Raw genomic sequence first — 26161 nt, forward strand, 5'->3', positions numbered from 1 at the left:
CTTGACGGCACCGCGTGACGACGACCGGATCTCCGACTGGCTCCGCGACCTGGGCTTACCGGGTCTGATCGACCTCCACACCCACTTCCTGCCGCAGAACGTGCTCGACAAGGTGTGGGCCTACTTCGACAACGCCACCGAGCACTACGGCATGCGGTGGGACATCAACTACCGGCACGACGAGCCCACCCGCGTCCGGCTGCTGAGCGACTTCGGCGTGCGCGCCTACGCGCCGCTGGTCTACGCCCACAAGGCGGGGATGGCCGAGTGGCTCAACGGCTGGGTGCGCGACTTCGCCGAGCGCACCCAGGACGCGGTGCCCACCGCGACGATCTACCCGGAGCCGGGCGTCGGCGACTACCTCGCCCGCGCGCTCGGCGAGGGTGCCCGCTGCGTGAAGATGCACGTCCAGGTGGGTGGCTTCGACCCGCGGGACCCGCTGCTCGACCACGCCTGGGGCCTGCTCGCCGAGACGGGCGTCCCGGTCGTCGTGCACTGCGGGCACGGTCCGACACCCGGGCGCTACACCGGACTGGACGTCTTCGAAGGCGTGCTGCGCAGGCACCCGGGGCTGACGGCGGTGCTGGCGCACGCCGGGATGCCCGACTACCTCGCAGCGCTGGCCTTGGTGGAACGCTATCCGCAGGTCCACCTGGACACGACCATGGTCGGGACGGCCTTCAGCGAGCGGTTCGCACCGCTGCCCAAGGACTGGGCGGCCCGGGTCGCCGCGCACCCCGACCGGATCGTGCTGGGCACCGACTACCCCAACATCCCGTACCAGTACGCCGACCAGCTGGCGGTCATCGCCGACTGGGCGGGCCGCGACCCGCGGTTGGGCAAGCCGTTCCTGCGCGCGGTGCTGCACGACACACCGGCGAAGCTGCTGGGCCTGGACCTGTGAGGGACGCGGGAATGATCGTCGGGGTGCGACGCGTTATCCTGGTGGACACCGGTTCGAAAGCCGGGTGCAGTGGAGTGAAGACATGGGGGTGAACGGTTTCGACTCCGTACGTTGATCCTTGGGAAGCGTGCCGGTGCAGGCGGGAGACCACCGTGAAGCGTCGCCGTCACCAAATAAGCGCCGACAAGAGTCAGCGCGAGTTCGCCCTCGCTGCCTGAGCGAGGAGCGACTCTGTCGGACCGGGAACGCCTCCGTCCCGGGATCCGGCATCAGCTAGGAGGCTCCACCACGAGGTTCGGCCGCGGGACCTCGTGGGACATCCAACAGCGGCTGGGCTCGTCACACCGGCTTGTTCGCGTGACCGGTGGAGCCGAGTAGAGGCATAGCGAACTGCGCACGGAGAAGCCTTGGTGAAGCGACGGAGGACCCGGGTTCGATTCCCGGCACCTCCACCGACCTCGGAGTCCCGCTCGTGGGTGAGCAGGGTTACCGAGCACGATCGACCAGCGGGACCGCGTCCACACGGGCGCGGTCCCGCTGTCGTTCCCGCCCTCACATCGCCGGTCGGCGCTGGGCCCACGGATGCGTCTGCTCCAGGGTGCGGGCGACCTGCAGGACCAGGTCCTCCCGCCACGGTGCGGCCACCAGCTGAACCCCGACCGGGAGTCCGCTCGCGTCGTCGTGGCGCACCGGGACCGAGATCGCCGGCTGGCCCGTCACGTTGAACAGCGACGTGAAGACCGCCATCGGGTAGCTGGCCGCCACCGGATCGCCGCTCTCGCGCCACGCGCCGACCTGCGGCGGGAGGCACGCCGTGGTCGGGGTGACCAGCAGGTCGACGCTGCTGGTGAACGCTTCGACGACGCGTCGTGACAGCTGCTGCGCCGTGTGCACGCTCTCGGCGTACGCCCAGGAGTCGACCGTCCCCGCGGCGTCGCGCTGCGCGCGGTTGTGCGGTTCGACGCGGTCCGGGTCGGCGAGCGGGATGCCGGCGCCGGCGACGTTCCAGATCTTCATGAACGTCGGGAGGAGCTCCTCAGCCGTCGGCAGCGGGAGCTGGTCGTCGACGATCTCGTGGCCGGCTCGTTCCAGGGTGCGCAAGGTCGTGTCGACGGCGGTCAGGCAGGCCGGCTCCACGGAGATGCCGTCGATCAGCGAGGTGGTGAGCACGCCGATCCGCAGGCCGGTCGGCGGCGCGGTGGTCAACGCGTCGGTGAGGGACCGCGTCGGCGTCGGCGGGGACCACCAGGCGCCGGGGTCGTGGCGCGCGAGGACGTCCAGCGCGGCGGCGGTGTCGGCCAGCGTTCGGCTCACGACCCCGCCGGTGCCGAACCCTTCGACCTCGACGCACGCGTTCGTGACCAGTCCGCGGGTCGGCTTCAACCCGACGAGACCGGTGCACGCCGCCGGGACGCGGATCGACCCGCCGCCGTCTTCGGCGTGGGCGATCGGAGCCATCCCGGCCGCGACGGCGATCGCTGCGCCGCCCGACGAACCACCCGGCGTGCGGCTCGGGTCCCACGGGTTGCGCGAGATGCCCTGGGCCTCGCTCTCGGTGAACGACACCGCGCCGAACTCCGACGTCGTGGTCTTGCCGAGCGGGATGAAGCCTGCGCCGGTGAGGCGCTGCACGACCGGGTCCGACGCGGTCCTCGGCGCGCGGTGGGTCGCGAGCGAGCCGTAGGTGGTCGGCCAGCCGGCGACGTCGACGAGGTCCTTCACCGGTATCGGGACTCCGTGGAACGACGGTAGTTCCTCGGGCGCGGACCGCACCACGGCGTCGGCCGCGTCGGCCGCGGCGGCGCGGACGTCGTCGTCGGCGCGGAAGCAGAACGCGTTGAGCTTGGGGTCGAGCTTGGCGATCCGGTCGAGGTAGCACTCGGCTACCTCGACCGGGCTCACCTCCCTCTCGCGGATGGCCGTGGCGAGTTCGACGGCAGAGCTGAACGGATCGATCACGGCGGATCTCCTCTCCGGGTGTGCCTCGAGCCTGCCGCGGCCGGACTGCCCGGTCTTGGAGGAATGTCGCGCTGCCAGGAGTTCGTACGATGGCGGTGTGCGACCGGCCGAATGGGCTCGCGACGGGGCAGCGGTGTGGGAGATCGCCGTGCCGTCCCGGCGGCCCCGGCTGCCGGGAACGCGCATGGCCGGGTTCGCCGGTGAGACGACCGACGTCGTCGACCTCCCGGTGGTGCCGCACCCCGCGGTCACGCTGTTCGTCGACCTCGGCGACGCACTGCTCATCGACGACGCGCGCGGAGTCCGGGAACGGGGCGGCGTCGTCGCCGGTCTCGCGCCGCGCGGGGTGCGCGGGAGCGGGCAGGACATCGAGTGCTTGCAGGTCCGGCTCGCGCCTGACGTCGCGCACGCCGTGCTGGGGACGACGTTGAGCGGCTCGGTCCTCGCCCTCGGGGACGTCTGGCCGTCACACCTGCCGGACCAGCTGCGCGACCTCGCTTCCTGGGACGACCGGTTCGCGCTGGTGGAGGCCGCGCTGGCGGAACGGTACGAGGCCGGTCGCTCGGTCGACCCGGAAGTCGCCTTCGCGTGGCGGCGGTTGGTGGAGCGGCGTGGACAGGTGCGGATCGAGCGGCTCGCGGACGAGATCGGGTGGAGCCGGAAGCGGCTGTGGGCGCGGTTCAGCAGGCAGATCGGGCTCGGACCGAAACGCGCCGCGCAGCTGGTCCGGTTCGACCACGCGGTGCACCGGTTGGTCGCCGGGGAGAGTCCGGCATCGGTGGCGGCGGGAAGCGGCTACGTCGACCAGGCGCACCTGCACCACGAGGTGAAGGAGTTCGCAGGATTGACGCCCGCGGCCGTCGCCGGCGCGCAGTGGCTCGCGGTCGACGACGTCGCCTGGGCTCGCCCCTCGCGACCGTCGATCGCGGGGTGATGACCCGTTCGCGCTCGGATCGGCGTGGTCGGTGTGGCCGTCGAGCGGTCGTTGGCGGGTGGTGCTCGTCGTGACTCCGGTGGGCCTGGCGGCTGGTGTTGCCCCGGTGCACGTTCCGGCCCGTGCGTGTTGCCGCCGTTCCTCGCCCACTGCTCGTTCCGCGCGATGAGCTGCGGGACTCTTGCTCGAGGAGGGATGTCCCCGGCCGTCGCGCGCGTTGGCACGGGTAGAGCTTCGTCCTCGGCGCTCGCTCGAGCCGCCTCGTTCGCAGCGGGCGGTGCGCCGGGGCACCACGGCCGGTACGAGGGAGAGCAGTCGTGGGTGATCGGACCTTGGAGGCGGACCTCGGAGCGCCCGCGCACGAGAAGGACGAAGTCGGCGCCGTGGCAGGCGGACTGGCCGTCGAGGTGATCGAGACGTCTTCACTGGGTGACCGGAGCTACCTGGCCACCGACGGTGAGGTCGCCGTGGTCGTCGACCCCCAGCGCGACGTCGACCGGGTGATCGCCGCGGCTGGTCGGTGGGGCGTGCGGATCACGCTGGTGGTCGAGACGCACCTGCACAACGACTACGTCTCCGGCGGTCTGGAACTGGCCCGGCTGACCGGCGCCGAGTACGGGGTCGCTGCGGCCGACGACGTCCGGTTCCAGCGTCGTCCGCTGTCCGACGGCGACCTCCTCGAAGTCTCACCGCGGATGCGGGTGCGCGCGATCGCCACACCCGGTCACACCTTCCACCACATGTCCTACGTCCTGGAGGGCGCCGAGGGGCCGGTCGGTGTGTTCACCGGCGGATCGCTGCTGTTCGGCACCACCGGGCGCACCGACCTACTGGGCGAGGAGCACCGCGAGGAGCTGGCGCGCCACCAGCACGCCTCGGCGCACAAGCTCGCGTCTCTCGTGCCCGACGGCGCGCAGATCTGGCCGACCCACGGCTTCGGCAGCTTCTGCTCGGCCACCCAGGCCTCCGGGGACTCCTCGACCCTGCGCGAGCAGAAGGCGGCCAACCCCGCTCTGCTGCTGGCCGAAGACGACTTCGTCCAGCAGACGCTGGCGGGTCTGGACACCTACCCGGCCTACTACGTGCACATGGGCGTGCAGAACGCCGCCGGCCCCGGGCCGATCGATCTGCGGGAGCCCGCCCGCGCCGACCGCGAGGAGCTGCGACGGCGGCTGGAGGACGGGGAGTGGGTGGTCGACCTGCGCTCGCGCAAGGCCTACGTCCGCTCGCACCTGGTCGGCACGGTCAGCCTCGGCCTGGACGGACCGATGGTGACCTGGCTGGGGTGGATGATCGACTGGGGTGCTCCGCTGACGCTGGTCGGCGAATCCCGCGAGCAGGTCGCCGAGGCCCAGCGGGAGCTCGCCCGCATCGGCATCGACGAGTTCGCCGGGGCGGCCGTGGGCACTCCCGAGCAGCTCGCAGCCGCCCCGTCCCAGCTGCGCCAGATCCCGAGGGCGTCGTTCGCGGACCTCGCCCGAGCGCTGGCGGGGGAGTCCGGCGGCAGACCCGCACCGGAGGTCGTGCTGGACGTGCGCACCAAGAACGAGTTCGCCGCGTCGCACATCACCGGGGCCGTGCACATCCCGCTCCCCGAGCTCGAGCGCCGGATCGGTGAGGTCCCGGAGGGCGCGGTGTGGGTGCACTGCGCCAGCGGCTACCGCGCCACGGCGGCCGCCTCCCTGCTGGAGTCCGCCGGCCGCACCGTCGTCCATGTCGACGACCCCTTCCACGCCGCCGCCGAAGCAGGCCTACCGATCGCATGCACCTGACACGCATGAGCGCGGAACACCCCGTTCTCCGGGCTCCGCACGTCTCCCAGTGGCCCGCGGTGGCCGGGATGGGGCCGGACTACCGAGGTTCGGCTGGTTCCTGGCCAAGGGTTTCCAGGAGCCCGGCTACGACGGCTTCCGCGTGGCTCTCTGCCGACCAGCGCGGTGGGCCACGACGGCGGTTGGCCCGGTGCGGGCCTGGGGATGGCTTGCGGCAGCGGTTCGTGGGTGCCTGTCCACTTCGGTGCTGGCGCTCCGTCCGCCCTGCGTCGGTTCGTCCTCAGCGGATTTCGGCGCCAGCGGACTGCGCGCCTCACGGCATGCCGCGGAGACTTCCCCGGGCCCTGCCCGAGAGCTTGATCGATAGGACGAAAGTCCTGGTCAGGGTGCATTTTCGAGTCAAGAGCGGGATGCTGGGGAGAAGACCTCGACGGGAGGGGGGCGGTCGAAATGTCCAGTCCGGACACGGGACGGCACGCTGCGGGCGACCAGCGCACCGAGCGGATGCCTCAACAGCCGGCGCCTGAACAGCGCACCGGGCAGCAGCAGTCCGAGCAGCCGACGGCTGAGCAGCGGGCACCGGAGCAGGGGCGCGAGTGGGCGGTGTCCCGGGCCCCGGTCACCGCCGCTGAATCGGGCTGGCTGGCCTTCGGCGGGTGGATGTTGATCCTGGTCGGTGCTTTCAACATCATCGCTGGGTTCACGTCGCTGCTCCGCCCCGAGTACTTCGTGGTCGGTGGCGGTGAGCTGCTGGTGCTCAACTTCGGCGCCTGGGGCTGGATCTGGCTGGCCTTCGGGGTCGTGCAGGTCGTTGCCGGGGCGGGCTGCCTGTCCGGGCAGCGGTGGGCGCGGATCGCCGGGATCGCGATCGCCGGTCTGTCGGCGATCGGGCACCTGACGTTCCTCGCGGCCTTCCCGATCTGGGAACTCGTCTCGATCGTCCTGGCGATCCTGGTGATGTACGCCTTGGTCGTCCCGGACAAGCGAGCCACCGCCTGAGGTTGCAGGCGGTCCTCACGACGACACCGCGGCCGGGGTTCACCCCTGGCCGCGGTGTCGTGTGTTGTCCGTGAGGCGCAAGGGTCGCTGGGGCCGCGCTCGACGGCGAAAATGGTCTGAACATGACCTGCATCACAGCGATCTCTGTGACGTGTGGCCTACGTTGACGCCCATTCGGGGTAGCGCTCATCACGCTACGGACACTCCGAGTGAGGGGAGTCGATGTGGGGCAGCAGACGACGGGTCGGACTCGCTGGCAGGTGTTCGTGCTGGTGCTGCTGGTCGGGACCTTCGGCGTGGGGTTGATGTTCACCGGGCTGTCGCAGGGGGCGCTCGCCGCCTCCTTCGCGGTTGCCGGGACGAACTACAAGGCCTCCGCCGACAAGCTCGACGCCCAGGGCGTCGTGCAGTACGGGTCGGTCGACCGCAGCGCGGACCAGGCGCACCCGGTGCTGGTCAACGGTTTCCGGAAGGCCGAGTTGAGCAACTTCTGCCAGTCCATCGTGGTGCCGGACCTGCCGGCGGTCGGCGACATCACGGTCAAGATCAGCGCACCCGGTGGCATGACAGCGGACAACCTGGTGCTCGGCATCGAGGAGGTCACCGGTGACCTCACGCTGAACAACGTCGAGATCGGCCGCGACGCCGGGACCTTCGACAAGGGACCCAACGGCGTCACCGGTGGGGAGGGCAACTTCGGCATCCAGGCCGACAGCACGCAGATCACCGGTCTGCGCCAAACCGCCTGGTCCACCACGGCGTCGACGCTCAAGCTCAACCAGGTCAAGATCGAGGCCGCCGCCGGCCGCGACGAGTGCTTCTGATCGGTGGGTGATCGCATGATGGCGAAGAACGCGACGGCGCAGAGGTTCCGCCGGTGGCGTCGCAGCCGCCCCTTCTGGGCCGGGTTGTTCACCCTGGCGGCGGGGCTGCTCATCCTGTTCCCGCCCTACGCCTCGCTGAAGTTCGGGGACATCGTCGTGTCGCTGAACACCTTCACCGGGGTGTCCGCGGTGGTCATCGGCGTCGTGCTGCTGTGCTGCGGACTCTCGTTCTGGACCCGCCAGGAGTTCCGGTTGCCCGCCGGGATCATCGCGCTGCTGCTGTCGGTGGCGGCGATCGTGACCGCCAACCTCGGCTCGTTCCTGCTCGGAACGCTGCTCGGGATCGTGGGTGCGGCGCTGGGCATCGCGTGGACGCCGAAGGCCCGCGAGTCCAGCGCCGCCGAGGAGTCCACCGAGGACACCACCACGCTGGTCGACAACCGGGCCGGGATCGCAGGGGGGCGTGCGTGAGGTTCCCGAGGCTCCGCCCGCTCGCGGTGGTCCTCGGTCCGGTGCTGGCGCTGGGGCTGGTGACCGCGCCCGCGAGCTCGGCTCAGGAATCCGACGACGGTGGTCTGCTCGGAGGCGTGCTCGGGGGGCTGACCTCACCGCGTCCCTCCGAGCCCGCTCCGGCCCCTGCGCCGGCGCCGGCGCAGCCCCCGGCTCCGAGCTCGGAGCCGGCCCCGGAGCTGGCCCCGGAGCCGGCCCCGGCGGACCCCGCGCCCAGCACCGAGACGGCTCCGAGCCTGCTGCCAGCGGATCCGGGGCTCCTGCCGAAACCGGCTCCGCCCGCGTCGAGCTCCAGCACCCGGCCAGGGCCGGGGAGGGCGTGGACGCTCACAGCCAGCACCCTCGAGCTCCACGGCTCGCGCTACCGGGGCGTGGTCGAGCGGCAGGTGGGCGGGAGCACCGTGCGGACGCTGCACTTCACGGTGGACCGCTTGGACATCACCGACCTCGTGCAGCGCGGGGAGCTGGGCAACGGCCGGATCATCCGGGCCGCGGGGCGGCCGGGCAGCACCTCCACGGTGACCCGCGGGCCGGTGGAGCTCCACACGCAGGAGCTCACCGGCACGCTCGCGGTCGTCGGCCACCCGCTGGCGCGCACGACGTTGTCGGCCGACTCGCTGGCGATGCCCGACCTCGACCTCGGCTTCCTGAAGCTGCCCGACCTCACGTTCCGCGACGTCGTCGTCCACAACACCGACCTCAGCGGAGGCACGCTGACCATCCCCGGGTCCGAGGTGACCTTGGAGCCCTGAGCCACGGCCCCTCACCCGGTCGTTCGGCCTGGTGGCGTGAGGCGCTGACCCAGGGTTGGAGTGGCAGAATGCGCGTGTTCGACACAGAGCGACCACTCGATCACGCGCGATGAGGGGTTCGGTACCGGTGACCCAGACCAGCACACCGACGATGCAGGACGCGCTGCTGGCGCTGCAACGCTACTGGACCGGACGAGGTTGCATGATCACGCAGCCGTTCAACACCGAGGTCGGTGCGGGCACCGCCAACCCCGCCACCATGCTGCGGGTGCTCGGGCCCGAGCCCTGGCACGTCGGCTACGTCGAACCCAGCGTTCGCCCCGACGACGCGCGCTACGGCGAGAACCCGAACAGGCTGCAGACCCACACCCAGTTCCAGGTCATCCTCAAGCCAGACCCGGGTGACCCGCAGGAGCTCTACCTGGGCAGCCTCGAAGCGCTCGGCGTCGACACCGCCGCGCACGACATCCGCTTCGTCGAGGACAACTGGGCCTCGCCGGCGCTGGGCGCCTGGGGCCTGGGCTGGGAGGTGTGGCTCGACGGGCTGGAGATCACGCAGTTCACCTACTTCCAGCAGGCCGGTGGCCAGGTGCTCGACCCGGTGTCGGTCGAGATCACCTACGGCATCGAGCGCATCATCATGGCGCTGCAGGGCGTGGGGCACTTCAAGGACATCCAGTACGCCGACGGCGTCTCCTACGGCGAGATCTTCGGCCAGTCCGAGTACGAGATGAGCCGCTACTACCTCGACGACGCCGACATCGAGGCCACGCAGAGGATGTTCGACACCAGCGCCGCCGAAGCCGAGCGGCTGCTGGACCTGCGGCTTCCGTCGCCCGCCTACGTGCACGTGCTCAAGTGCAGCCACACGTTCAACGTGCTCGACGCGCGCGGGGCGATCAGCACCACCGAGCGCGCCAAGGCGTTCGGGCAAATGCGCAGCCTGACCCGGCGCGTCGCCCAGCTGTGGGCCGAGCGCCGCGAGGAGCTCGGCCACCCGCTGGGCGTCGTCGAGGCGAGCCCGCCCGCGACCGTCACCGAGCTGCCGAGGGTGAGCGAGCCGGCGACGCTGCTGTTCGAGATCGGGTTGGAAGAGCTCCCGCACGCCGACGTGTCCACGATGACCGGTGCGGTGCGGGACTCGCTGGAGCCCAAGCTCGCCGGAACCCGGCTGGCGCACGGCGAGATCACCGCGCACGCCACACCGCGCCGGATCATCGTGCAGGTCGCCGACGTCGCCCCGGCCGAGCCGGACGCCGAGCGCACCGTCCGCGGTCCGCGCACCTCAGCCGCCTTCGGTGAGGACGGCACGCCCACCAAGGCCGCCCAGGGGTTCGCGGGCAAGCACGGCGTCGCGCCCGAGGAGCTCAGCCGCGTGGAGGTCGACGGGGTCGAGCACGTCGCCGTCGTGCGCACCGAGCAGGGCCGCACGGCGCCCGCGGTGCTCTCCGAGCTCCTCGCCGAACTGGTCGGTGAGCTGCGGGCCGACAAGAACATGCGCTGGCGCGACCCGAAGCTGTCCTTCAGCCGTCCGATCCGCTGGTTGCTCGCGCTGCTCGGCGACACCCCGCTTCCGGTCGCGGTGTCCTCGCTGCTCAGCGGCACCACGACCCGCGTGCACCGGACGGCACCCGAGCCCGAGGTGGTGGTGCCCTCCGCCGACGGCTACCTGAAGTTCCTGGCCAGGCACGGCATCGTCGCCTCCGCGGCGGAGCGCCGCCGGGCCATCGTCAGCACCGCCAGCGAGCTCGCCGCGAGCGTCGGCGGCACCGTCGACACCGCCGGCGAAGCCGCGTTGATCGACGAGGTCACCAACCTCGTCGAGAGCCCCACCCCGATCCTCGGCGGCTTCGCCGGGCGCTACCTGGAGCTGCCCGAACAGGTGCTCACGACCGTGATGCGCAAGCACCAGCGCTACCTGTCGGTGCGCGGCGAGGACGGGCTGCTGCCGCACTTCATCGCGGTGGCCAACGGCGACTGCGACACCGACCTGGTCCGCGAGGGCAACGAGTCGGTGCTGCGCGCCCGCTACGAGGACGCCGCGTTCTTCTGGCGCGCGGACCTGCAGCGCAAGCCCGAGGAACTGCGCGGAGGACTGCACAAGCTGACCTTCGAAGAACGCCTCGGGTCGATGGCCGACCGCGCCGAGCGCATCGCCCGGGTCGCGGCCGTCCTCGGCGGCACCGCCGGCCTGTCCGACGCGGACCGGGCCACGGTCGCCCGGGCCGGTGAGCTGGCGAAGTTCGACCTGGCCTCGCAGGTGGTCGTCGAGTTCTCCGGGCTGGCGGGCACGATGGCCCGCGAGTACGCGCTGCGCGCCGGCGAAACCCCCGCCGTGGCAACGGCACTGGCGGAGGTGGAACAACCACGCGGGGCCGGTGACGCGCTCCCGGTGACCAACCCGGGCGCGGTGCTCGCGCTCGCCGACCGGTTCGACCTGCTCGCGAGCCTGTTCGCGGTCGGGGCCAACCCGACCGGCAGCTCGGACCCCTTCGGGCTCCGCCGCGCCGCCGGCGGAGTGGTGACGATCTTGCGCGCCACCCCGGCGGCCGGCGCGATCACGCTGCGGGCGGGGCTGGAAGCCGCTCGCGCGGAGGTTGCCGCGCAGGGCACGACGCTCAGCGACGAGGCCGTGGCCGAGGCGCACGACTTCATCGTCCGCCGCTACGAGCAGCAGCTGCTCGACGCCGACCACGAGCACCGGCTCGTCCAGGCGGTCCTGCCGCTCTCCGACGCCCCGGCCACCGCCGACCTGACGCTCGCCGAGCTGGAGAAGCGGGTCGACGACGAGGACTTCGCCGCCCTGGTCGCGGTGGTCCAGCGCGCTCGCCGCATCGTCCCGGAGGGCACCGCGCCCACCTACGACGCCGAGAAGCTCACCGAGCGGGCCGAACGCGACTTGCACGCCGTGGTGGTCGAGGTGTCCGAGCAGTTGTCGGCCACGACCACTCTCGCCGAGTTCATCACGATCGCCGGGCCGCTGGTGGCGCCGATCAACACGTTCTTCGACGAGGTGATGGTCATGGCGGACGATCCCGAGCTCCGCGCGGCCCGCCTGGGTCTCCTGGCGACGATCACGCACCTCGCGGACCGGGTGCTCGACTGGCGAGCGCTCTGAGGTCCCTCCTCGCGGGGCCCGGGTCGACAGCGCCTGGGCCCCGAACCGCATCCCGCCAGGGGCGAGCGCGCTTCACGTTCTGATCCGATGGGATGAGCGGAAACCCCCACACGGGTTGGCGTTTCGCGCTTGACCCACTTCGGGTCGAGCTCGTGGCAGCGCTGCGTTACCGTTCCGGACATCGGTCCACGGTGAGTCCGACCGGGGATTTCTCCCAGAACCACGAGGACTCCCACCTCCTCGACGGCCGAACCGCGCCGCTGGCTCGGCTCGAGCCGGCGGCGTGCGCATCACGACGTGGCGCACGCACCACGACGACGCCTGGACTCCACCGTCCACGACGGCACGTCCGCAACGATTCCCAGGTACGACTGTGCTCCGAAGGGCCGCACCATGGTGCAGATCAGCGACGACACCACGCCGCAGTGCGACGCGTGGGAAGACCTCACCTCGGCGGTGAACCACCGGAAGTGGTTGTGCTCGCTGGCCCGCCCGCACTTCGGCGAGGACGTCCTCGAAATCGGCTCCGGCGCAGGGCATCACGCCGCCGAGTGGGCGGACATGGGTGTGCGCATCACCGCCAGCGAGGCCGACCGGCGACGAGTGGATGCGCTGCGGGAGCGCTTCGCCCGCGACGCGCGGGTGACCGTGCGCGAGCTCGTGGTGCCGATCGCCGGGACCGCGGACTACTCCACGGTGGTGGCCGTCAACGTGCTCGAGCACATCGAGGACGACGTGGGCGCCCTGCGGTCGTTCGCCAACGTGCTGCGCCACGGCGGGTCGGTCGTGCTGGTCGTGCCCGCGTTCGAGTTCGCGATGAGCGAGTTCGGCCGGGCGGTGGGGCACCACCGCCGCTACCGCACCGCCAGCCTGGCGCGGGCGCTCACCAAGGCGGGGCTGCAGGTCACGCACTGCCGCTACCTCGACGGACCCGGCCTGCTCGGCTGGTACGTGGCCCGCCGCCTGCTGGGCAGGTGGCCGAGGCGAGGCCTGGCGCAGAGCGCCTACGACGCGGTGTGCGTGCCGATCGAGCGCCGGATCGAGACCAGGTTCGGGGTCCCGTTCGGGCAGTCGGTGTTCGCGGTCGCCCGGCGCCCTTGAGCCCACCGCTCCTGCCGCGCGCGGGAACGGTCGGTGCCGCTGGCCCGGCGGATAGCGGCGTGCGCAGGGACCCGGACCCCGGTGGACCCGTCGCGGTGGAGCCGGATGCCGGGCCCGTTCCGCAGGTGACTTCGGCGGGTTCGGGAACGGCGGCGTGGGCGCGGTCTCCCGTGGGCTGGCCTCTTCGGCGGTGCCGCGGAGATGCAGCACGGTCACCAGCAGTTTCTCCTCGAGGCACTCACCGGCGTCGGCAGGATGGAAACCACCACGACCTCCCGCAAGCGCCCGGACACGTCCCGCCGGGCTCGCCGTCCGGAGGGGCGTCGAGCAGCACCGCGAGCGGGTGGCCCGCGCCCGCGGCCTCGTCGAGGGTCAGCCTCGTCGTGCGCGCGACGTCGAGCAGGCGCAGCACGTCGCCGTAGCTGCGCCGTCTCGACTGCGAGTGCCCCCCAGCGTGCGGACGTCGCTGGGAGGCCAGCAGCGCTTCTGACGCCTGCCCACCGGAATCCGCCCATGATGTTGCTGCAGTGCGAAGACCTCGTGGAAGCCGGGGTCAGCAGGCGTCCATGCCCGCGACGTCCTCCAGTCCGAAGTCGGCGAGGTACCCGTCGTCCTTGAACGCGAAGATGTAGCGCTGGCCGGGCCGCTCCGCGATGTCGTGGGCCCAGGTGTAGTCCACCGGCGGGTACTGGTACAGGTCCGGGTAGATCTCCCTGACCTGGTCGAGCGTCTGGCCGAAGCCCGCACCCTCGGGCGTCTGCATGGCGTCGGTCCCCTGGATCTCCACCACACCGTGCTCGGGGTGGACGAAGACGCCGTTGCCCGGGTTGCCCTGGCCCTCCTCGGGGCGGAAGTCCAGGACGTTGCAGCCCTCGGTCGGCTCACCGGGCGTGTGGTCGACGACCAGGCCGGTCGCCAGCGCTTCCTCCTCGGTCTGGCCCAGGCACAACGTCGTGTAGCAGTCCGGCCCGATCGGGACGGGTGCTCGTTCGGCGGTCGCGAGCCCCGTGCCTCCGACGGTCAGCGCCGCTGCCAGCGCCCCTGCGATCCCCAGTGCACGTCGCATGATCACTCCCCAGTGAAGTCGGGACGTCCCCAGTACACAGGAGACGTCCCGAGCTCGCCCGAGGTTGTCGCGCCGAGGGGCGCGACCGGGTTTTCACCGGGTGGAGTGGGGTTTCCGCCTCAGTCCACTTCGACCGGGACGATGCCGAACACCCCGTAGCTCACCGTCCAGTACAGGACGTAGCCGACGAGAAGCACGACGCCGTGCCAGCGGCGCAGCCGTCCGGTGGACAGGAAGTACGCCGCCAGCCCGGTGAGCAGGATCAGCGCGGGCAGGTGCCAGCTGATCACGCTCTCGTCCACCAGCAGGCCGCCGGCCAGCAGGATGATGCCGAGCTTGCCGGTCACCGAGAACACGACGCTGCCGATGACGTTGCCGACGCCGACCTCGGGAGCGCCGCGCCGGGTGGGTTCGACGGTGAGGAAGATGTCCTCGATGGTCAGCACCAGGGTCGCGATGGTGGCACCGAACAGGGTGCCTTCCAGCCCGAACTCCTCCAGGACCCCTTCGGTGCCCATGCCCGTCGCCCACGCGCCGGCGATCAAGCCCGCCAGCGCGAGCACCGCGAGCCCGGCACCGGCCCAGCCCTGGTGCCTGCGCGCCGAGGCGAACGGCATCCGGTCGGCGAAGCCCGGTTCTTTCGGCAGGTCCGGGGGCAGTTCGGCGACCGCCGTGCCGCCGCCCTCGCGGGGCGTCGCGAACGCCTCGTAGAGCTCCGCGTCGCGGAACACCGGTTGGTCGCTGCGGGATTCACGGACCACGACGTACCCGAGGAAGGCCGCGAACAGGGCCAGCAGCAGGATCCCGGTGAACACCCCCATCGGCACGAACGCCACGAACGCGATCATGATCAGCGGGGCGCAGGCGAACAGCACCAGGTAGTCGCGTGGGATGTTGACCTTCGTCGGGGTCAGCAGCGCTGCCAGGGCCAGCACGACACCCGGTAGCGACAAGGCGGTGCCGAACACGATGCCGAGTGCGACCTCGTCGAGCTCCTCGACGTTGAGGGCCACGCCCAGGAAGATGTCGTCGAACTCGATACCGGTGAAGATGATGGCCAGCAGGAACACCGAGATGCGCAGTCCTGCGGCCATTCCCACCAGGTACCCGACCAACTTCTCAGCGCTGTAGATGAGCAGCGCCGCTCCGGCGGCGAAGATGAGCACCGATTCCATGTGGCCTCGAAACCTCGTGCGGGCAGGGGACTCGAATCAGCTCGTCGGATCACGATGGCGGCGCCGCGACCCGGTGGCAAGCGGTGCTGCAACGGACGGAAGGCCATCCGCAACGAACGGGGAAGCGCGGGGAACGGGCGGTCACACACCGAGCAACCGCCGCACCTGCGCCACGTGCCTGCGCGCCACCGGGATGAACTCGGGTGCGCGCGGGTCGGTGATGAGCAGCAGCTCGCCCTTGCCGCCGCGCTCGAGCTCGGCGACCCGGCGCATGTTGACCAGGAACCGCCGGTGGACCCGGCAGAACCCGTACGGCGCCAGCGCTCGGTCGACGTGGTCCAAGCCGCGCATGGCCGCCTGGATCCGTCCGCGGTCGGTGCTCAGCCACACCGTGTTGCGGTCGGCCTCGGCGTAGCGGATCTCGCCCGGCATCAGCACGACCAGACGGTCGTTGCGCACGCCGATGACCCGGTCCGGTGCGGGGAACGGGCGGCGGCCACCGCGGGGCGTGTGCGGCTCGCCGTCCTCGGTACCGAACTCGCAGGTGAAACCGACCAGCCGGTCGTCGGCGCGCAGGGGGCGGAGGGTGACCGGGGTGGGGTCCGCGCCGGGGGTCGGCTCGAGCAGCGCGGACCCTGTCCAGGCCGGCGCGTCCCGGGCGCGTCCGATCGCCCACTGGACCACTGTGGACAACGAGGGGATGTCGGGGGCGCGGCGATCGCGGGGTTTCACCGCAGGTGTGCTGCGGGGGAGGCCCAGCAGGTCGGCGGCGCTCTCGGTGCTGACCACCACGCGGGCGCCGAGGTCCAGGCCCAGCAGCGGGTGGCGGGTCCGCGACCGGTGCTCGGCGAACTCGGCGACCAACCGCTCGCCGTCCGCCGCCGCGCGCTCGTGCAGCTCCGCTTCGACGCCGCTGACCGCGCGTTCCAACCACCCGGTCACGTGGTCGGACAGCGGTTCACCCCAGCGTGACACGTCGAGGGTGCCGATCGGGCTGCCGGTGACCGCATCGCGCACCGCGATGCCCGCGCAGGCCCAGCCGTGGAAGCCCTCGCACCAGTGCTCCGCCCCGGTGACCGTCACCGGCCCCGCGGTCTCCAGCGCTGTGCCCACGCCGTTGGTGCCGGTGGTCTCCTCGGCCCACGCCGAGCGGGGCGCGAGGTTGCTCTCCGCGGCTCGTCGCTGAGCTTCCGGGTCACCGTGCGAGGCGAGGACGCGGCCGCCGCCGTCGGCGACCGCGACGAGCCCGCCGCAGCGCTCCACTTCCTGGCCGGCCAGTGCCGCGAGCCCGCCGAGCTCGGTGAGGATGACCTCGTGCTCCAGGCTCTGCTCGACGTGCTCGGGCGCCCCGGGCGCGGTGCGCAGCCCGGGGTCGACGTCGTACTGGTCCCGGCACCGGGCCCAGGAGGCGAGGATCTCCGGCCGCACACCGCGGACGACATCGCGACCGGCGGCGAACTCCTCCCAGGCCCGAACGACGGGAGCTGCGCTGATCGTCACCGGTTGCCACCCGCCCATCGCGCACGCACCACACCGTGACTCTCATCACAGACTATCGATCTCAGCGGGCTCGCTCAACTTGATTCCGCAGGCCAGGAAGGTCGCGCGATCCTCGTGGGACGGCGTCGCGCGCCACGCGGCCGGTGGCGCGACGAGGTGCGGGAGACTCGGGGAGTGACTGCTGTGGCGTGGTTGATGCTGGTGTACCGGGTGCCGGGGGAGCCGTCGCGGTTGCGGGCGACGGTGTGGCGCCGGCTCAAGGCCGCCGGAGCTGTTTACCTGGCCAACTCCGTGGCCGTGCTGCCCGAGTCGGCGGAGGCCGAGCGCGCGCTGCGCAAGCTGCGGGCCGAGGTCGAGACCATGGGCGGCAGCGGCCAACTGCTGCGCGCCGAGGCGCTGGCCGGGCAGGACGAGGTCGTCGCCGCCTTCAACGCCGCGCGCGACTCCGAGTACGACGAGGTGCTGTCGCGCTGCGAGGACTTCGTGGCCGAGATCGACAAGGAGACGGAGGCGAGCAAGTTCACCTACGCGGAGCTCGAGGAGAACGAGGAGGACCTCGCCAAGCTCCGCCGCTGGCTGGACAAGATCCGCGCCCGCGACGCGCTGGGCGCACCGCGCGGGGAGGAAGCCGTGGCGGCGGTGGAGCGCTGCGCCCGCTCGCTCGACGGTTTCGCGGCGCGCGTGTACGCGGCCGAGGCGAACAGCTGAGCGGTTTCGGTGCGTTCGAACACCGGGTGCTACCTGCGGAGTCTAACGACGGTTACACTTGAAGCATGACGATTGTGACCACCTTGCTGGGCGTCGCCGCGGGTTTGCTGCTCGTGTGGCTGGCGCTCGTGGTGGCCCTGCTGGTGATGTGCCCCGGCAAGGGCGCGCTCACCGAGGCGCTGCGGCTGCTGCCGGACACCCTGCGCCTGGTGCGCAGGCTGGCCGCCGACCCCGGGATGCCGCGCGGGGTCCGCATCCGGCTCGGCGCGCTGATGGCCTACCTCGCCCTGCCGTTCGACCTCGTCCCGGACTTCGTCCCGATCTTGGGCTACGCCGACGACGCGATCGTCGTCGTGGCCGTGCTGCGTTCCGTCGTGCGCCGGGCCGGCCCGGACGCCGTGCACCAGCACTGGCCGGGCTCCGACGAGGGCTTCGCGGCGCTGTCCCGAGTGGCGGGACTGCCCCAACGTGAAGCGGTTTGACCGTGGAATGAACGCTTTTGGAATAGTCCGCCGCGGAATTGCCTTGCCGACTCGCGGAAATCCCGCCGTGTTCCTTGCGTGCGCACCCGCGACCCGAGGACACTCGGTGCGTCCTCGACCATCTTCCTGGGGGTGCGAAACCGGTGCGGTTCGACGTGCTGGGGCCTGTTCGGGTGCGGCACGGGACCGCGGAGGTGCCGGTTCCCGGACTGCTGCGGCAACGGCTGCTCGCCCTGCTCCTCGCGCACGCCAACACACCCGTGTCGGCCGGATGGCTGTCCACCGCGCTGTGGGGCGGTGAACCGGAGCGGCGCGGCAGCAAGCTGCACCTGCTCGTGCACCGGTTGCGAAGAACCCTCGGAGAACCGGAACGCCTGGTCTCCGACGCCGGGTCCTACTCGTTGCAGGTCGGCCCGGACGAGCTCGACGTGGAGCGCTTCGAGACGCTGCTCGACCTCGCCGAGCGCAACCTCGACCCGCAGCGCCGCGTCGAGGTGCTGCGCCAAGCCCTGCGGTTGTGGCGCGGATCCCCGTTCCAGGACCTCGATCTCGCGGAGCTCGTGGGCGAGGCGCAGCGCGTCGAGGAGCGCCGCCTGGTCGCGCTGGAGCAGTTGCACGCGGCCGAGCTCGACTGCGGCCGGCACTCCTTCATCATCGCCGATCTGTCCGAGCTGGTGCGCGAGAACCCGCTGCGGGAGCGCCTGCACGCCCTCCTCATGACGGCGCTGTACCGGGCGGGCAGGCAGGCCGACGCGCTGGCCGTCTACCGCCGCGCGCGTCGCACCGTGGTCGACGAGCTCGGGCTCGAGCCCGGTCCGGCGCTGCGGGCGCTGGAGCGGCGCATCCTCTCCGGCGAGCACATCGAGTTCGAGTCACCGACCGCCCGTCTCGCCACGCGCCCGGCGCAACTCCCGCACGACGTCCCGGGATTCGTCGGCCGCGAGGCCGCGCTGGCCGAACTCGACCGGCTCAGCGAGAAGACCGACGTGCCCCTCGCGGTCGTCGCCGGGACCGCCGGGGTGGGCAAGTCCGCGCTGGTCACGCACTGGGCTCACGAAGCGCGCAATCGTTTTCCGGACGGCCAGCTCTACGTCGACCTGCGCGGGTACGGTCCTGACGAGCCGTTGACCACCACCGATGTGCTCGCCGGGTTCCTGCGCGCCTTGGGTGTCCCCGGTGATGCGATCCCGGCCGACGCCACCGAGCGCGCCGCTCGCTTCCGCACCGTGGTCGACCAGCGGCGACTGCTGATCGTGCTGGACAACGCCGCCGCGGCGGACCAGGTCCGGCCGTTGCTGCCCGGCACGCCCACGAGCTTCGTGGTCGTCACCAGCCGGGACTCGCTGCCCGGGCTGAGCGCCCGCGACGGTGCGTGCCGGCTGGTGCTCGACCGCATGGACGCCGCCGAGGCGCACGCGCTGCTCACGGACCGGCTCGGCGACCAGGGGGTGAGCGCCGAGACGTCGCGGCCGCTGATCGAGCGGTGCGCCCGCTTGCCGCTGGCGCTGCGCGTCGCCGCCGAACGCCTCCACCAGAGCAAGACCCGGGACGTAGGTGAGCTGCTGGAGGAGCTGACCGACGAGCACCGCAGCTTGGACGCGCTCGAGACCGGGGACGAGCACACCTCGGTGCGCGCGGTGTTCTCCTGGTCCTACCGGAACCTGTCCGACGACGCGGCGAGGTTGTTCCGGCTCTGCGGCTTCACCTGCAGGCACGCCGGTCACCGCGTCGGCACCTACGCGCTCACCGCGCTGCTCGGCGCCGACGACGTGCAGACGACGCAGCGGCTGCTGGACGTCCTGGTCCGCGCGCACCTGATCACCGAGGTGGGGCACAGCCGCTACGAGATGCACGCGCTGCTCGGCGACTACGCCGCGGAACTCGCCGAGCAGGAGCGCAACCAGCCCGCGGTCGTGGACCGCCTGCTGGGCTTCTACCTGCACACCGCTGATCAGGCGATGCGCCTCCTGCAGCCGAGCCGCCAACCCGAGGCGGGCGGCCTGCCGCGACCGGTGGCGATGCCGAGGCTGACGAGCGAGGCGGCCGCCGTGCGCTGGCTGGAGATCGAACGCCCCAACCTCATGTGCGTGGCGGAGACCGCCGCCAAGGCGGGGATGGACGACCTGGTCGGGGTGGTGTGCCGGCTGCTGCACGGCTACCTCGCCGCCGACGACCGCTACTACGACGACGCCGAGCGCCTCGCCACCCTCGCCTCAGGAGCCGCCCTCAGCGACCACTGACCGGGGACGAGGTGCTGTCTCGCGGCCGCCTGCGTCACCCTGGCGGGTGGACGCCACACGAGCGGGTCCTGCGTGGGTGCTCGTGACCGGAAGTCGGCTCGGCGCAGCACGTTCCGGGGGCGGCGCCGACCGGTGGCGTGCAGGTGTGGTTGTCTCGAACAGGCGACGGGATCCACACCTCCGGACCCGGTTCCCCGAGGTGGCCGGTGGTCACCGTGCGGTGGGTTCTTTCCTGGACGCGTGGTCCGAGGAAGTACGGAAGGCCTCGCGGCAGGAGCGGACCAGTTCGCGTGCCGCCACGGTGGCTCCGGGACGCCAGGTGATCGCGAGCAGCGCCGGGTCGGTGACACCGGTGATCGGCAGCGCGGTGAGGTCGGGGAACTCGGCCGCCATCGACTCGCTGAGGATCGCCACGCCGAGCCCGCGCCGCGCCAGGTCGGCGATCGCGGCCGCCGCGCTGGCCTGCAACGCGATCACCGGTTCCACACCGCGTCGCGCGCAGGCCCGGTCGAACACCGCCCGCAGACCGGTGCCCGCCGGCATGCAGACGACCGGGTGAGCGGCCAGCTCGTGCAGCGACACCTCGCCGGAGAGCTCGTGTCCCGCGGGAACAGCGGCGACCAGCGGTTCGCTGATGATCGTGAAGCTCTCCAGCCCCTCGGGTGCGGCCTCGGTGCCGATCAGCGCCAGGTCCAGGGCTCCGTGGCGGACGTCGTCCACCAGCCGGTCGGAGTTGTCCTCGCGCAGCGACAGCTCCACCCCGGGGTGGGCGCGGTGGAACTCGGCCAGAGCGTCGAACAGCGGTGTGACCGCGCAGCCGATGACCATCCCGACCTCGAGGTTCCCGCGCAGCAGGCCGGTGATCTCGCCGACCGCCTGGCCCACGGCTCCGGCCGCGGCCAGCGCGGCACGCGCGTGCTCCAGCGCTGCTCTGCCCGCTGCCGTCAGCTCGGCGGTGCGCGCCGACCGGTCGAAGAGCTCCGCGCCGAGCTCCTCCTCCAGCCGCTTGACCTGCGCGCTCACGCCGGACTGGCTGATGTGCACGCGCTGCGCGGCCCGGGTGAAGTTCCGCTCCTCGGCCACGGCCACGAAGTACTCCAGCTGCCGCAAGTCCACAACTTCTGATGATAGCTCCCATCAGAACTACCTGTTGGACTTCTGACGCGGGTGGGCGCACGGTGGACGTGCACGCACCGGACGGAGGAGGAGAGATGCGGGAGAAGGCACGCACACCTGAGGACCTGACGAGGCTCTTCGTCGAGCGCAGCAACGCGGGGGACGCCGAAGGTGTGGCCGAGCTCTACGAACCCGACGCGGTCCTGGCGTACCCGCCGGGGAAGACGACCGTGGGACGCGACGCCATCCGGGCCCTGTGGGAGGAAGTCCTCACCCAGCGCCCGCACTTCGAACCCGAACCGCCGCTGCCGACGCTGATCAGCGACGACATCGCCCTCACCTCGACCCCGCCCGCTGACGGCACGGGTGCCCGCGCCCAGGTCGTCCGGCGCCAGCCCGACGGCACGTGGCTGCGCCTGCTCGACCAACCCGAGTTCCGAATCCCGGAGAACGGCCCTGATCGGGCCTGATCACGGCCGTTCTGGGACGGCGGACCGCGCCTCGGAAGACCGGCTCGCCACGGCCGCCGTTCGGGGCTGAGCCGCGATCCGCCGAGGCCGAAGACCGAGCACCACCGCCAGCACGATCAGTTCGAACAACGGCGCCGGAACGCCGAGCACCAGCCCCAGCGCGATGTCCGCGAGAGGGGCGAACACGGCCGCGGCGAAGACCCGGGTGGACGCGGCGGGGATCTTCCGAGTCGACGCCCACGGGGTCCGCCGCCACGGCTTGGCCACCGACAACCACGCCTGGAACGCGATGGCCGACGCCATCAAACCCGTTCCCACGAGCTGCAGGCCCGGAGGAGTCGGGTGACCGGCCTCGGCGGAGACCACGGACGCCTGCAGCGACTTGGACAGGATGAAGATCCCGGCGTAGAGCTGCACGACGGTGATCCCGAACTTCACCAGCACCCACCAGTTGCGGAAGAACCCCCACGGTGTCGCAGCGGCCAGCACGAACCCGGTGAACGCCGCCGCGTTGGCCGCCGGCGCCAGCAGCGTCGTGTCCACCACGTGGGCCATCGTCGTGGCGGAGACCCGGACCTCCGCCTCCGCGCTGCGGTAGCTCACCGACAGCAGGGTGAACAGCACCAGAGCCTGCGCCATCCACCCCACGGACGTCACGACGTGCAACCACACCAGGCCTTGCCGCCACCGCTGAGAACTCGCCATGCGCCCACGATGCGAGGCCGTCGCAGCGGCCGGATCCGGGTGAACCCGGAGGTCGGCCCCGGTCGCGGTATCGGGGGAGGGGCGATCAGTGGAGGTGGGCGAGCCAGAGGAGGTCCCGCGCCCGGGTCATGGCTGCGAGCCGGCGGCGCTGGTGGGTCTCGTGGTCCGCGCGGGACCCGTCGGCGGGTTCGGCAGGCAGGAACACCGATCGGAACTCGGACCCCTTGGCGTGCGACGAGGTTCCGACGAGCACATCACCGGTGCCGCGTCCGTCCCAGCCGGACAACGGGCGAGCGGCGACCCCGGATCGGCGCAGCACGCCCAGCCAGTGCTCGGCGGCCGCGTCGGTCTCGGTGATGACCGCCGCCGACGAGTCGGCCTCCCGCGCCAGCAGGGCGCTCAGCAGCGCGCTCTCCTGGTCCTCGCCGTGCCACTCGACGACCTGGCCGCCTACCCGGACCGGCAGGGCCGCGCTCAACGGCAGCGCGGGCTCCTCGTCGAAGCGGTTGATCGCCACCACCTGGCCGGCGCGCTGCAGCACCGCGTCGCGGTTGCGGTAGTCGTGCCGCAGCACCTCGCCCCGCCCGCGCAACGAGATCCCCGCTTCCGACAACCGCCAGCCACCCGTCAGGACCTGCTGCTGCCCGTCGCCGACCAGCAGCAGCTGGTCCGGCCCGTCGCCGCTGATCGCGTGCGCCAGCCGCAGGCCGATCACCGTCAACTCCTGCGCTTCGTCCACCACCACACCCGCGTACTGCCGAGGCAGCGGTCGCCGCTCGAGCTCCACCAGCGCGCGCTTGAGGACGTCGTTGTCGTCGAGGACGCCGCGCTCGGACAGCTCTCGCTCGTAGTCGCAGTAGAAGCGCCAGGCGTGCGGGCGGAAGTCCCGCGGCAGCTGACCGCCGCGCCCCTTGCGCGACAAGGTCCGGTAGGCGTCGAACGACGAGATCCCGCGGCCCTTGATCACCCGGTCGACCTCGTCCTTCCAGTACTCGCGCGAGTTGCGGAGCCGGTGCAGCACGTCGTCGCGGGTCCACACCGCGTCGAAGGCCCGCCGGACCTCCTGCTCGTCGACGTCCGCTGAACGGCCGCGGCCGACCAGGAAGTCCCGGGCCCACGCGTGCAGCGAGCGGAACTCGACCTGCCCCGACAGCTCCGGTGCCATCTCTTCGAAGCGCCAGGCCACGCGCTCCGGGATCCACGGCAGCGGAGCCGTGTAGAGCAGCTTCCCCGCGCCGCGCCGCGCCAGGTAGGCCAGCCGGTGCAGCGCCAGGGTCGTCTTGCCGGTGCCCGCCGGACCGCTGATCTGCGCCGGACCCGAGTAGCTGCGCCGCACCGCCCCGAGCTGCGCGTCGTCCAGGAAGTACCGCCAGTCCCGGAACGGCCGCCGCGCGGCCGGGGGGACCGGTTCCTGCAGCACCTCGGGCACGCTGCCGCGCTGCCTCGGGACCGGCTCGGAGTTCCACATGATCGGCACGAGGTCGAACGTCCGGCTGTCCAGGTGCTTGGCCAGCGACAGCGCCTCGTCGGAGGTCAGGATCCGCTCGCCGTGCTTGAGCAACCGGTCGATCTCGTCCCCGGTGATCGCCAGGTGGTCGGCGCTGCGGCCCTTCCGGCCGGTGTGCTCGACCGGGTGCACCACCACGGAACGCAGCACCGACTCGCTGAGCAGCCCCGAGCCGATCGACGCCCCGGCCAGCAACTCCGCGGTCCACACGAACGCCGCCCGGGAGTCCTCCCAGTCCGGTTCGGTTTCCCGCAGCAGCACCACGAGCACACCCATCCGGCCGACCAGCACGAGATCGGGGCGTTTCCGGGGCGTGTGCGGCGCGAACTGGTTGAGCAGCGGGAACAAGCCGTTGTCGCGCTCGGCGGCGAAGCGGTGCAGGACGCGCTTCTGCCACGACGGCAGCAACCGGTCCCGCAGCTGCACCTCCGCTTCGCGCCGGAGCCATTCCTGACGGTGGTGAAAGGTCCCGGTCACGGCGCCTCCTGTCCAGCTCCTGCACAAGCCGGGTCACGCGCAAGCGGTGAACACGCTCAGTCATCGACAGTAGTGCGGTTCGTGGCGATTTCGAGCGTGTGGCGATCGCGTCACCTGGATGTCGCAGGCGGCTGGTCTTCGACCAGGAACTCCAACGTGGAGATCGGCAGCGCGCCGTGACCGAGGACCGTGTCGTGGAACTTCGTGATGTCGAACTCCGTGCCCAGCCGCCGCTGCGCGGCCTCCCGGATCCGCTGGATCTCCAGGCGCCCCACCAAGTACGACAGCGCCTGGCCCGGGTAGACGATGTAGCGGTCGACCTCGGAGGTCGCCTCCAGCTCCGACAGCGTGGTGCTGGAGGTCATCGTCTCCAGCGCGCGCTGCCTGCTCCAGCCGAACTCGTGCAGTCCGGTGTCCACGACCAACCGAGCGGCGCGCAGCAGGTCCTGCACAACCATGCCCAGCCGCATCAGGTCGTCGGAGTACAGGCCCATCTCGTCGGCCAGCCGCTCGGTGTAGAGCCCCCAGCCCTCGGTGTAGGCGTTGAACCCGGCGAGCCTGCGCAGCAGCGGCAGGTCGGTGAGCTCCTGGGCGAGGCTGATCTGCAGGTGGTGGCCGGGCACCACCTCGTGGAAGGCGATCACCTCGGAGGCGAACCGCGGGCGCTGCTCGGCCCGGAGGGTGTTCGCGAAGTACACGCCCGGCCGCGAGCCGTCCAGCGCGGGCGACATGTAGAAGCCGATCGGCGTGCTCTCCGACGGGGTGCCCGGCACCGGGCGCACCTCGCACGGCTGCTGCGGCAGCCGCCCGAACCAGTGCGGCGCGGCGTCGGTGGCCTTGGCGACGGCCTCGCGCGCGGCGGCGAGCATCTCCTCACCGTCGTTCCAGCACAGCGACCGGTCGGTCTGCATCCGCCGCAGCACCGCCTCCGGGTCCGGTTCGTCCCACAGGCGCCGGCCGAGCTCGGAGATCTCCGCGCGCAGCGACGCCAGCTGCGCCCGGCCGATCTCGTGCAGCTCGCGCGGGGTGTGGTCGGTGGTGGTGTGGGCGTGGATGAGCCGCTGGTACATCTCGTGGCCCTCCGGGATCCAGCACAGGCCCGGCCGGTCGGCGTCGCGCGCGTGCGGCGCGATCTCGCGCGCCAGCACTTCCCGGTACTCGGCCAGCGCCGGGTGCACCACCTCGTGGATCAGGCGTCGCCGCTTGTGGTCGAGGTCGTCGGGGAGCTGCTGGGTGAGCAGCGGGTCCTGCTCGGGGTGCGCCAGGTGGTCGTCGAGGTGCGCGATCGCGTCGTCCAGCAGCGGGCGCACCGGCACCCGGCCCGCCCGGACGCCCTCGCGGTGGCGCTGCGCGGCGGCCGCGGTGAAGTCGGGGATGCGGGCGATGCGCCGCAGGTAGTCCTCGGACTGCTGCTGCCCGCTGACCGGCACCTGCCCGAGGTGGAACAGCAGGCCCGCGACCGGCGCGAACAGGTTGCCGATCACGGTGTGCTCGGGGGACCGGGCGTCGAGCCGGTTGACCGTGGACTGCGCGTGCTGCACCACGATCGCGAGGGTCAAGCGGTCTTCGAGGCCCGCGTGCGTGGTGTCGAGGGCCATCGCCCGCACCCTGATGTCCTCGGCGTGCTCGCGGTGGGCGAACTCGGCGGCTGCGGAGATGTCCGGCAGCAGGTGGTCGCGGCCCGGCAGGCCGTAGAGCGAGGCACCGATCGGGTCGGCGTCCAGGTCCAGGGCGAGGAGCTCTTCGGCGAGCTGTTCGGGCGTCGTCACGGACCAATCGTGCCCCGACCGGCCGACATCCGGCAGGGCGTCCGGCCCCGGCCTGGCTCGGGGACAATGGAGG

At 71.8% G+C, this 26161-nt stretch carries 21 protein-coding genes and 1 other RNA gene; 14 read left to right on the plus strand and 8 right to left on the minus strand.

Going from position 1 to position 26161, the window contains the following annotated elements; translation table 11 throughout:
• Position 1: 1 nt before the first annotated feature.
• Positions 2–904 (plus strand): amidohydrolase family protein, encoded by a 903-nt coding sequence (locus EIL87_RS16610; protein ID WP_199740445.1) that lies wholly within the window; start codon positions 2–4, stop codon positions 902–904.
• Positions 905–988: 84 nt separating this feature from the next.
• Positions 989–1359: a transfer-messenger RNA gene (gene ssrA / locus EIL87_RS16615) on the plus strand.
• Positions 1360–1456: 97 nt separating this feature from the next.
• On the opposite strand, the gene EIL87_RS16620 is transcribed toward ssrA, so the two are convergent.
• Positions 1457–2863 (minus strand): amidase, encoded by a 1407-nt coding sequence (locus tag EIL87_RS16620; RefSeq protein WP_158628652.1) that lies wholly within the window; start codon positions 2861–2863, stop codon positions 1457–1459.
• A gap of 97 nt (positions 2864–2960) precedes the next feature.
• Here EIL87_RS16620 and EIL87_RS16625 point away from each other — a divergent pair, with 97 nt between their 5' ends.
• The 8 genes from EIL87_RS16625 to EIL87_RS16660 all read left to right on the plus strand — a co-directional run bounded on the left by EIL87_RS16625 (position 2961) and on the right by EIL87_RS16660 (position 12873).
• Entirely contained in the window at positions 2961–3797 is an 837-nt protein-coding gene (locus EIL87_RS16625; RefSeq protein WP_233576306.1) for a helix-turn-helix domain-containing protein, read from the plus strand.
• 383 nt (positions 3798–4180) lie between these two features.
• Positions 4181–5569, plus strand: coding sequence for an MBL fold metallo-hydrolase (locus EIL87_RS16630; protein ID WP_125091606.1), 1389 nt, complete (start codon positions 4181–4183; stop codon positions 5567–5569).
• A gap of 450 nt (positions 5570–6019) precedes the next feature.
• Positions 6020–6568, plus strand: coding sequence for a DUF7144 family membrane protein (locus EIL87_RS16635; protein ID WP_125091439.1), 549 nt, complete (start codon positions 6020–6022; stop codon positions 6566–6568).
• A gap of 224 nt (positions 6569–6792) precedes the next feature.
• Positions 6793–7392: a DUF6230 family protein gene (locus EIL87_RS16640; RefSeq protein WP_125091440.1), complete on the plus strand. Its 600-nt coding sequence runs from the start codon at positions 6793–6795 to the stop codon at positions 7390–7392.
• Positions 7393–7407: 15 nt separating this feature from the next.
• Positions 7408–7863 carry a DUF6114 domain-containing protein gene (locus EIL87_RS16645; protein ID WP_125091441.1) on the plus strand — a complete coding sequence of 152 codons (456 nt, stop codon included), beginning with the start codon at positions 7408–7410 and terminating at the stop codon, positions 7861–7863.
• Entirely contained in the window at positions 7860–8654 is a 795-nt protein-coding gene (locus EIL87_RS27485; RefSeq protein WP_233576307.1) for a hypothetical protein, read from the plus strand. Before EIL87_RS16645 ends, EIL87_RS27485 begins: the two co-directional genes overlap by 4 nt.
• A 127-nt stretch (positions 8655–8781) precedes the next feature.
• A complete protein-coding gene (locus tag EIL87_RS16655; protein WP_233576308.1) occupies positions 8782–11772 on the plus strand; it encodes a glycine--tRNA ligase in 2991 nt (996 codons plus the stop codon).
• A 393-nt stretch (positions 11773–12165) separates the two neighbouring features.
• Complete coding sequence (locus EIL87_RS16660) at positions 12166–12873, plus strand: class I SAM-dependent methyltransferase (protein WP_125091442.1); 708 nt, start codon at positions 12166–12168, stop codon at positions 12871–12873.
• A gap of 553 nt (positions 12874–13426) precedes the next feature.
• On the opposite strand, the gene EIL87_RS16665 is transcribed toward EIL87_RS16660, so the two are convergent.
• The 3 genes from EIL87_RS16665 to EIL87_RS16675 all read right to left on the minus strand — a co-directional run bounded on the left by EIL87_RS16665 (position 13427) and on the right by EIL87_RS16675 (position 16632).
• On the minus strand, positions 13427–13939 hold the full coding sequence (locus tag EIL87_RS16665) for a hypothetical protein (RefSeq protein WP_125091443.1): 513 nt from the start codon (positions 13937–13939) through the stop codon (positions 13427–13429).
• 119 nt (positions 13940–14058) lie between these two features.
• The gene (locus EIL87_RS16670) at positions 14059–15114 is read right to left on the minus strand and encodes a sodium:calcium antiporter (protein WP_125091444.1); all 1056 of its coding nucleotides are present in this window, start codon (positions 15112–15114) and stop codon (positions 14059–14061) included.
• Between the two features lie 141 nt (positions 15115–15255).
• The gene (locus EIL87_RS16675; RefSeq protein WP_125091445.1) at positions 15256–16632 is read right to left on the minus strand and encodes a DNA-binding protein; all 1377 of its coding nucleotides are present in this window, start codon (positions 16630–16632) and stop codon (positions 15256–15258) included.
• A gap of 156 nt (positions 16633–16788) precedes the next feature.
• On the opposite strand from EIL87_RS16675, the gene EIL87_RS16680 reads away from it, so the two are divergent.
• The 3 genes from EIL87_RS16680 (at position 16789) to EIL87_RS16690 (ending at position 20044) form a co-directional block, all read left to right on the plus strand.
• Positions 16789–17322, plus strand: a complete 534-nt coding sequence (locus EIL87_RS16680; protein ID WP_199740446.1) for a Chromate resistance protein ChrB — start codon at positions 16789–16791, stop codon at positions 17320–17322.
• Positions 17323–17387: 65 nt separating this feature from the next.
• The gene (locus EIL87_RS16685) at positions 17388–17804 is read left to right on the plus strand and encodes a YkvA family protein (protein ID WP_125091446.1); all 417 of its coding nucleotides are present in this window, start codon (positions 17388–17390) and stop codon (positions 17802–17804) included.
• A gap of 143 nt (positions 17805–17947) precedes the next feature.
• Complete coding sequence (locus EIL87_RS16690) at positions 17948–20044, plus strand: AfsR/SARP family transcriptional regulator (RefSeq protein WP_158628653.1); 2097 nt, start codon at positions 17948–17950, stop codon at positions 20042–20044.
• A gap of 210 nt (positions 20045–20254) precedes the next feature.
• Here the strand turns inward: EIL87_RS16690 and EIL87_RS16695 are convergent, their stop codons facing one another.
• Positions 20255–21160: a LysR family transcriptional regulator gene (locus EIL87_RS16695; RefSeq protein ID WP_125091448.1), complete on the minus strand. Its 906-nt coding sequence runs from the start codon at positions 21158–21160 to the stop codon at positions 20255–20257.
• Positions 21161–21255: 95 nt separating this feature from the next.
• Between EIL87_RS16695 and EIL87_RS16700 the strand changes: the two genes are divergently transcribed.
• The gene (locus tag EIL87_RS16700) at positions 21256–21630 is read left to right on the plus strand and encodes a YybH family protein (protein ID WP_125091449.1); all 375 of its coding nucleotides are present in this window, start codon (positions 21256–21258) and stop codon (positions 21628–21630) included.
• Here the strand turns inward: EIL87_RS16700 and EIL87_RS16705 are convergent, their stop codons facing one another.
• The 3 genes from EIL87_RS16705 to EIL87_RS16715 all read right to left on the minus strand — a co-directional run bounded on the left by EIL87_RS16705 (position 21631) and on the right by EIL87_RS16715 (position 26088).
• Positions 21631–22335, minus strand: a complete 705-nt coding sequence (locus EIL87_RS16705; RefSeq protein WP_233576309.1) for a hypothetical protein — start codon at positions 22333–22335, stop codon at positions 21631–21633.
• An 85-nt stretch (positions 22336–22420) separates the two neighbouring features.
• Positions 22421–24319: a UvrD-helicase domain-containing protein gene (locus EIL87_RS16710; protein ID WP_125091450.1), complete on the minus strand. Its 1899-nt coding sequence runs from the start codon at positions 24317–24319 to the stop codon at positions 22421–22423.
• Positions 24320–24429: 110 nt separating this feature from the next.
• Positions 24430–26088 (minus strand): DUF885 domain-containing protein, encoded by a 1659-nt coding sequence (locus EIL87_RS16715; RefSeq protein ID WP_125091451.1) that lies wholly within the window; start codon positions 26086–26088, stop codon positions 24430–24432.
• Between the last annotated feature and the right edge of the window lie 73 nt (positions 26089–26161).

Source organism: Saccharopolyspora rhizosphaerae (genome assembly GCF_003931915.1).
GTDB classification, from domain to species: Bacteria; Actinomycetota; Actinomycetes; order Mycobacteriales; family Pseudonocardiaceae; genus Saccharopolyspora; species Saccharopolyspora rhizosphaerae.

Bases quoted from the DNA above. Each gene is read 5' to 3' on its own strand.
- EIL87_RS16635 (WP_125091439.1), top strand. From the start codon at position 6,020: ATGTCCAGTCCGGACACGGGACGGCACGCTGCGGGCGACCAGCGCACC.
- EIL87_RS16645 (WP_125091441.1), top strand. From the start codon at position 7,408: ATGATGGCGAAGAACGCGACGGCGCAGAGGTTCCGCCGGTGGCGTCGC.
- EIL87_RS16660 (WP_125091442.1), top strand. From the start codon at position 12,166: ATGGTGCAGATCAGCGACGACACCACGCCGCAGTGCGACGCGTGGGAA.
- EIL87_RS16665 (WP_125091443.1), bottom strand. From the start codon at position 13,939: ATGCGACGTGCACTGGGGATCGCAGGGGCGCTGGCAGCGGCGCTGACC.
- EIL87_RS16670 (WP_125091444.1), bottom strand. From the start codon at position 15,114: ATGGAATCGGTGCTCATCTTCGCCGCCGGAGCGGCGCTGCTCATCTAC.
- EIL87_RS16675 (WP_125091445.1), bottom strand. From the start codon at position 16,632: ATGGGCGGGTGGCAACCGGTGACGATCAGCGCAGCTCCCGTCGTTCGG.
- EIL87_RS16685 (WP_125091446.1), top strand. From the start codon at position 17,388: ATGACGATTGTGACCACCTTGCTGGGCGTCGCCGCGGGTTTGCTGCTC.
- EIL87_RS16700 (WP_125091449.1), top strand. From the start codon at position 21,256: ATGCGGGAGAAGGCACGCACACCTGAGGACCTGACGAGGCTCTTCGTC.
- EIL87_RS16705 (WP_233576309.1), bottom strand. From the start codon at position 22,335: ATGGCGAGTTCTCAGCGGTGGCGGCAAGGCCTGGTGTGGTTGCACGTC.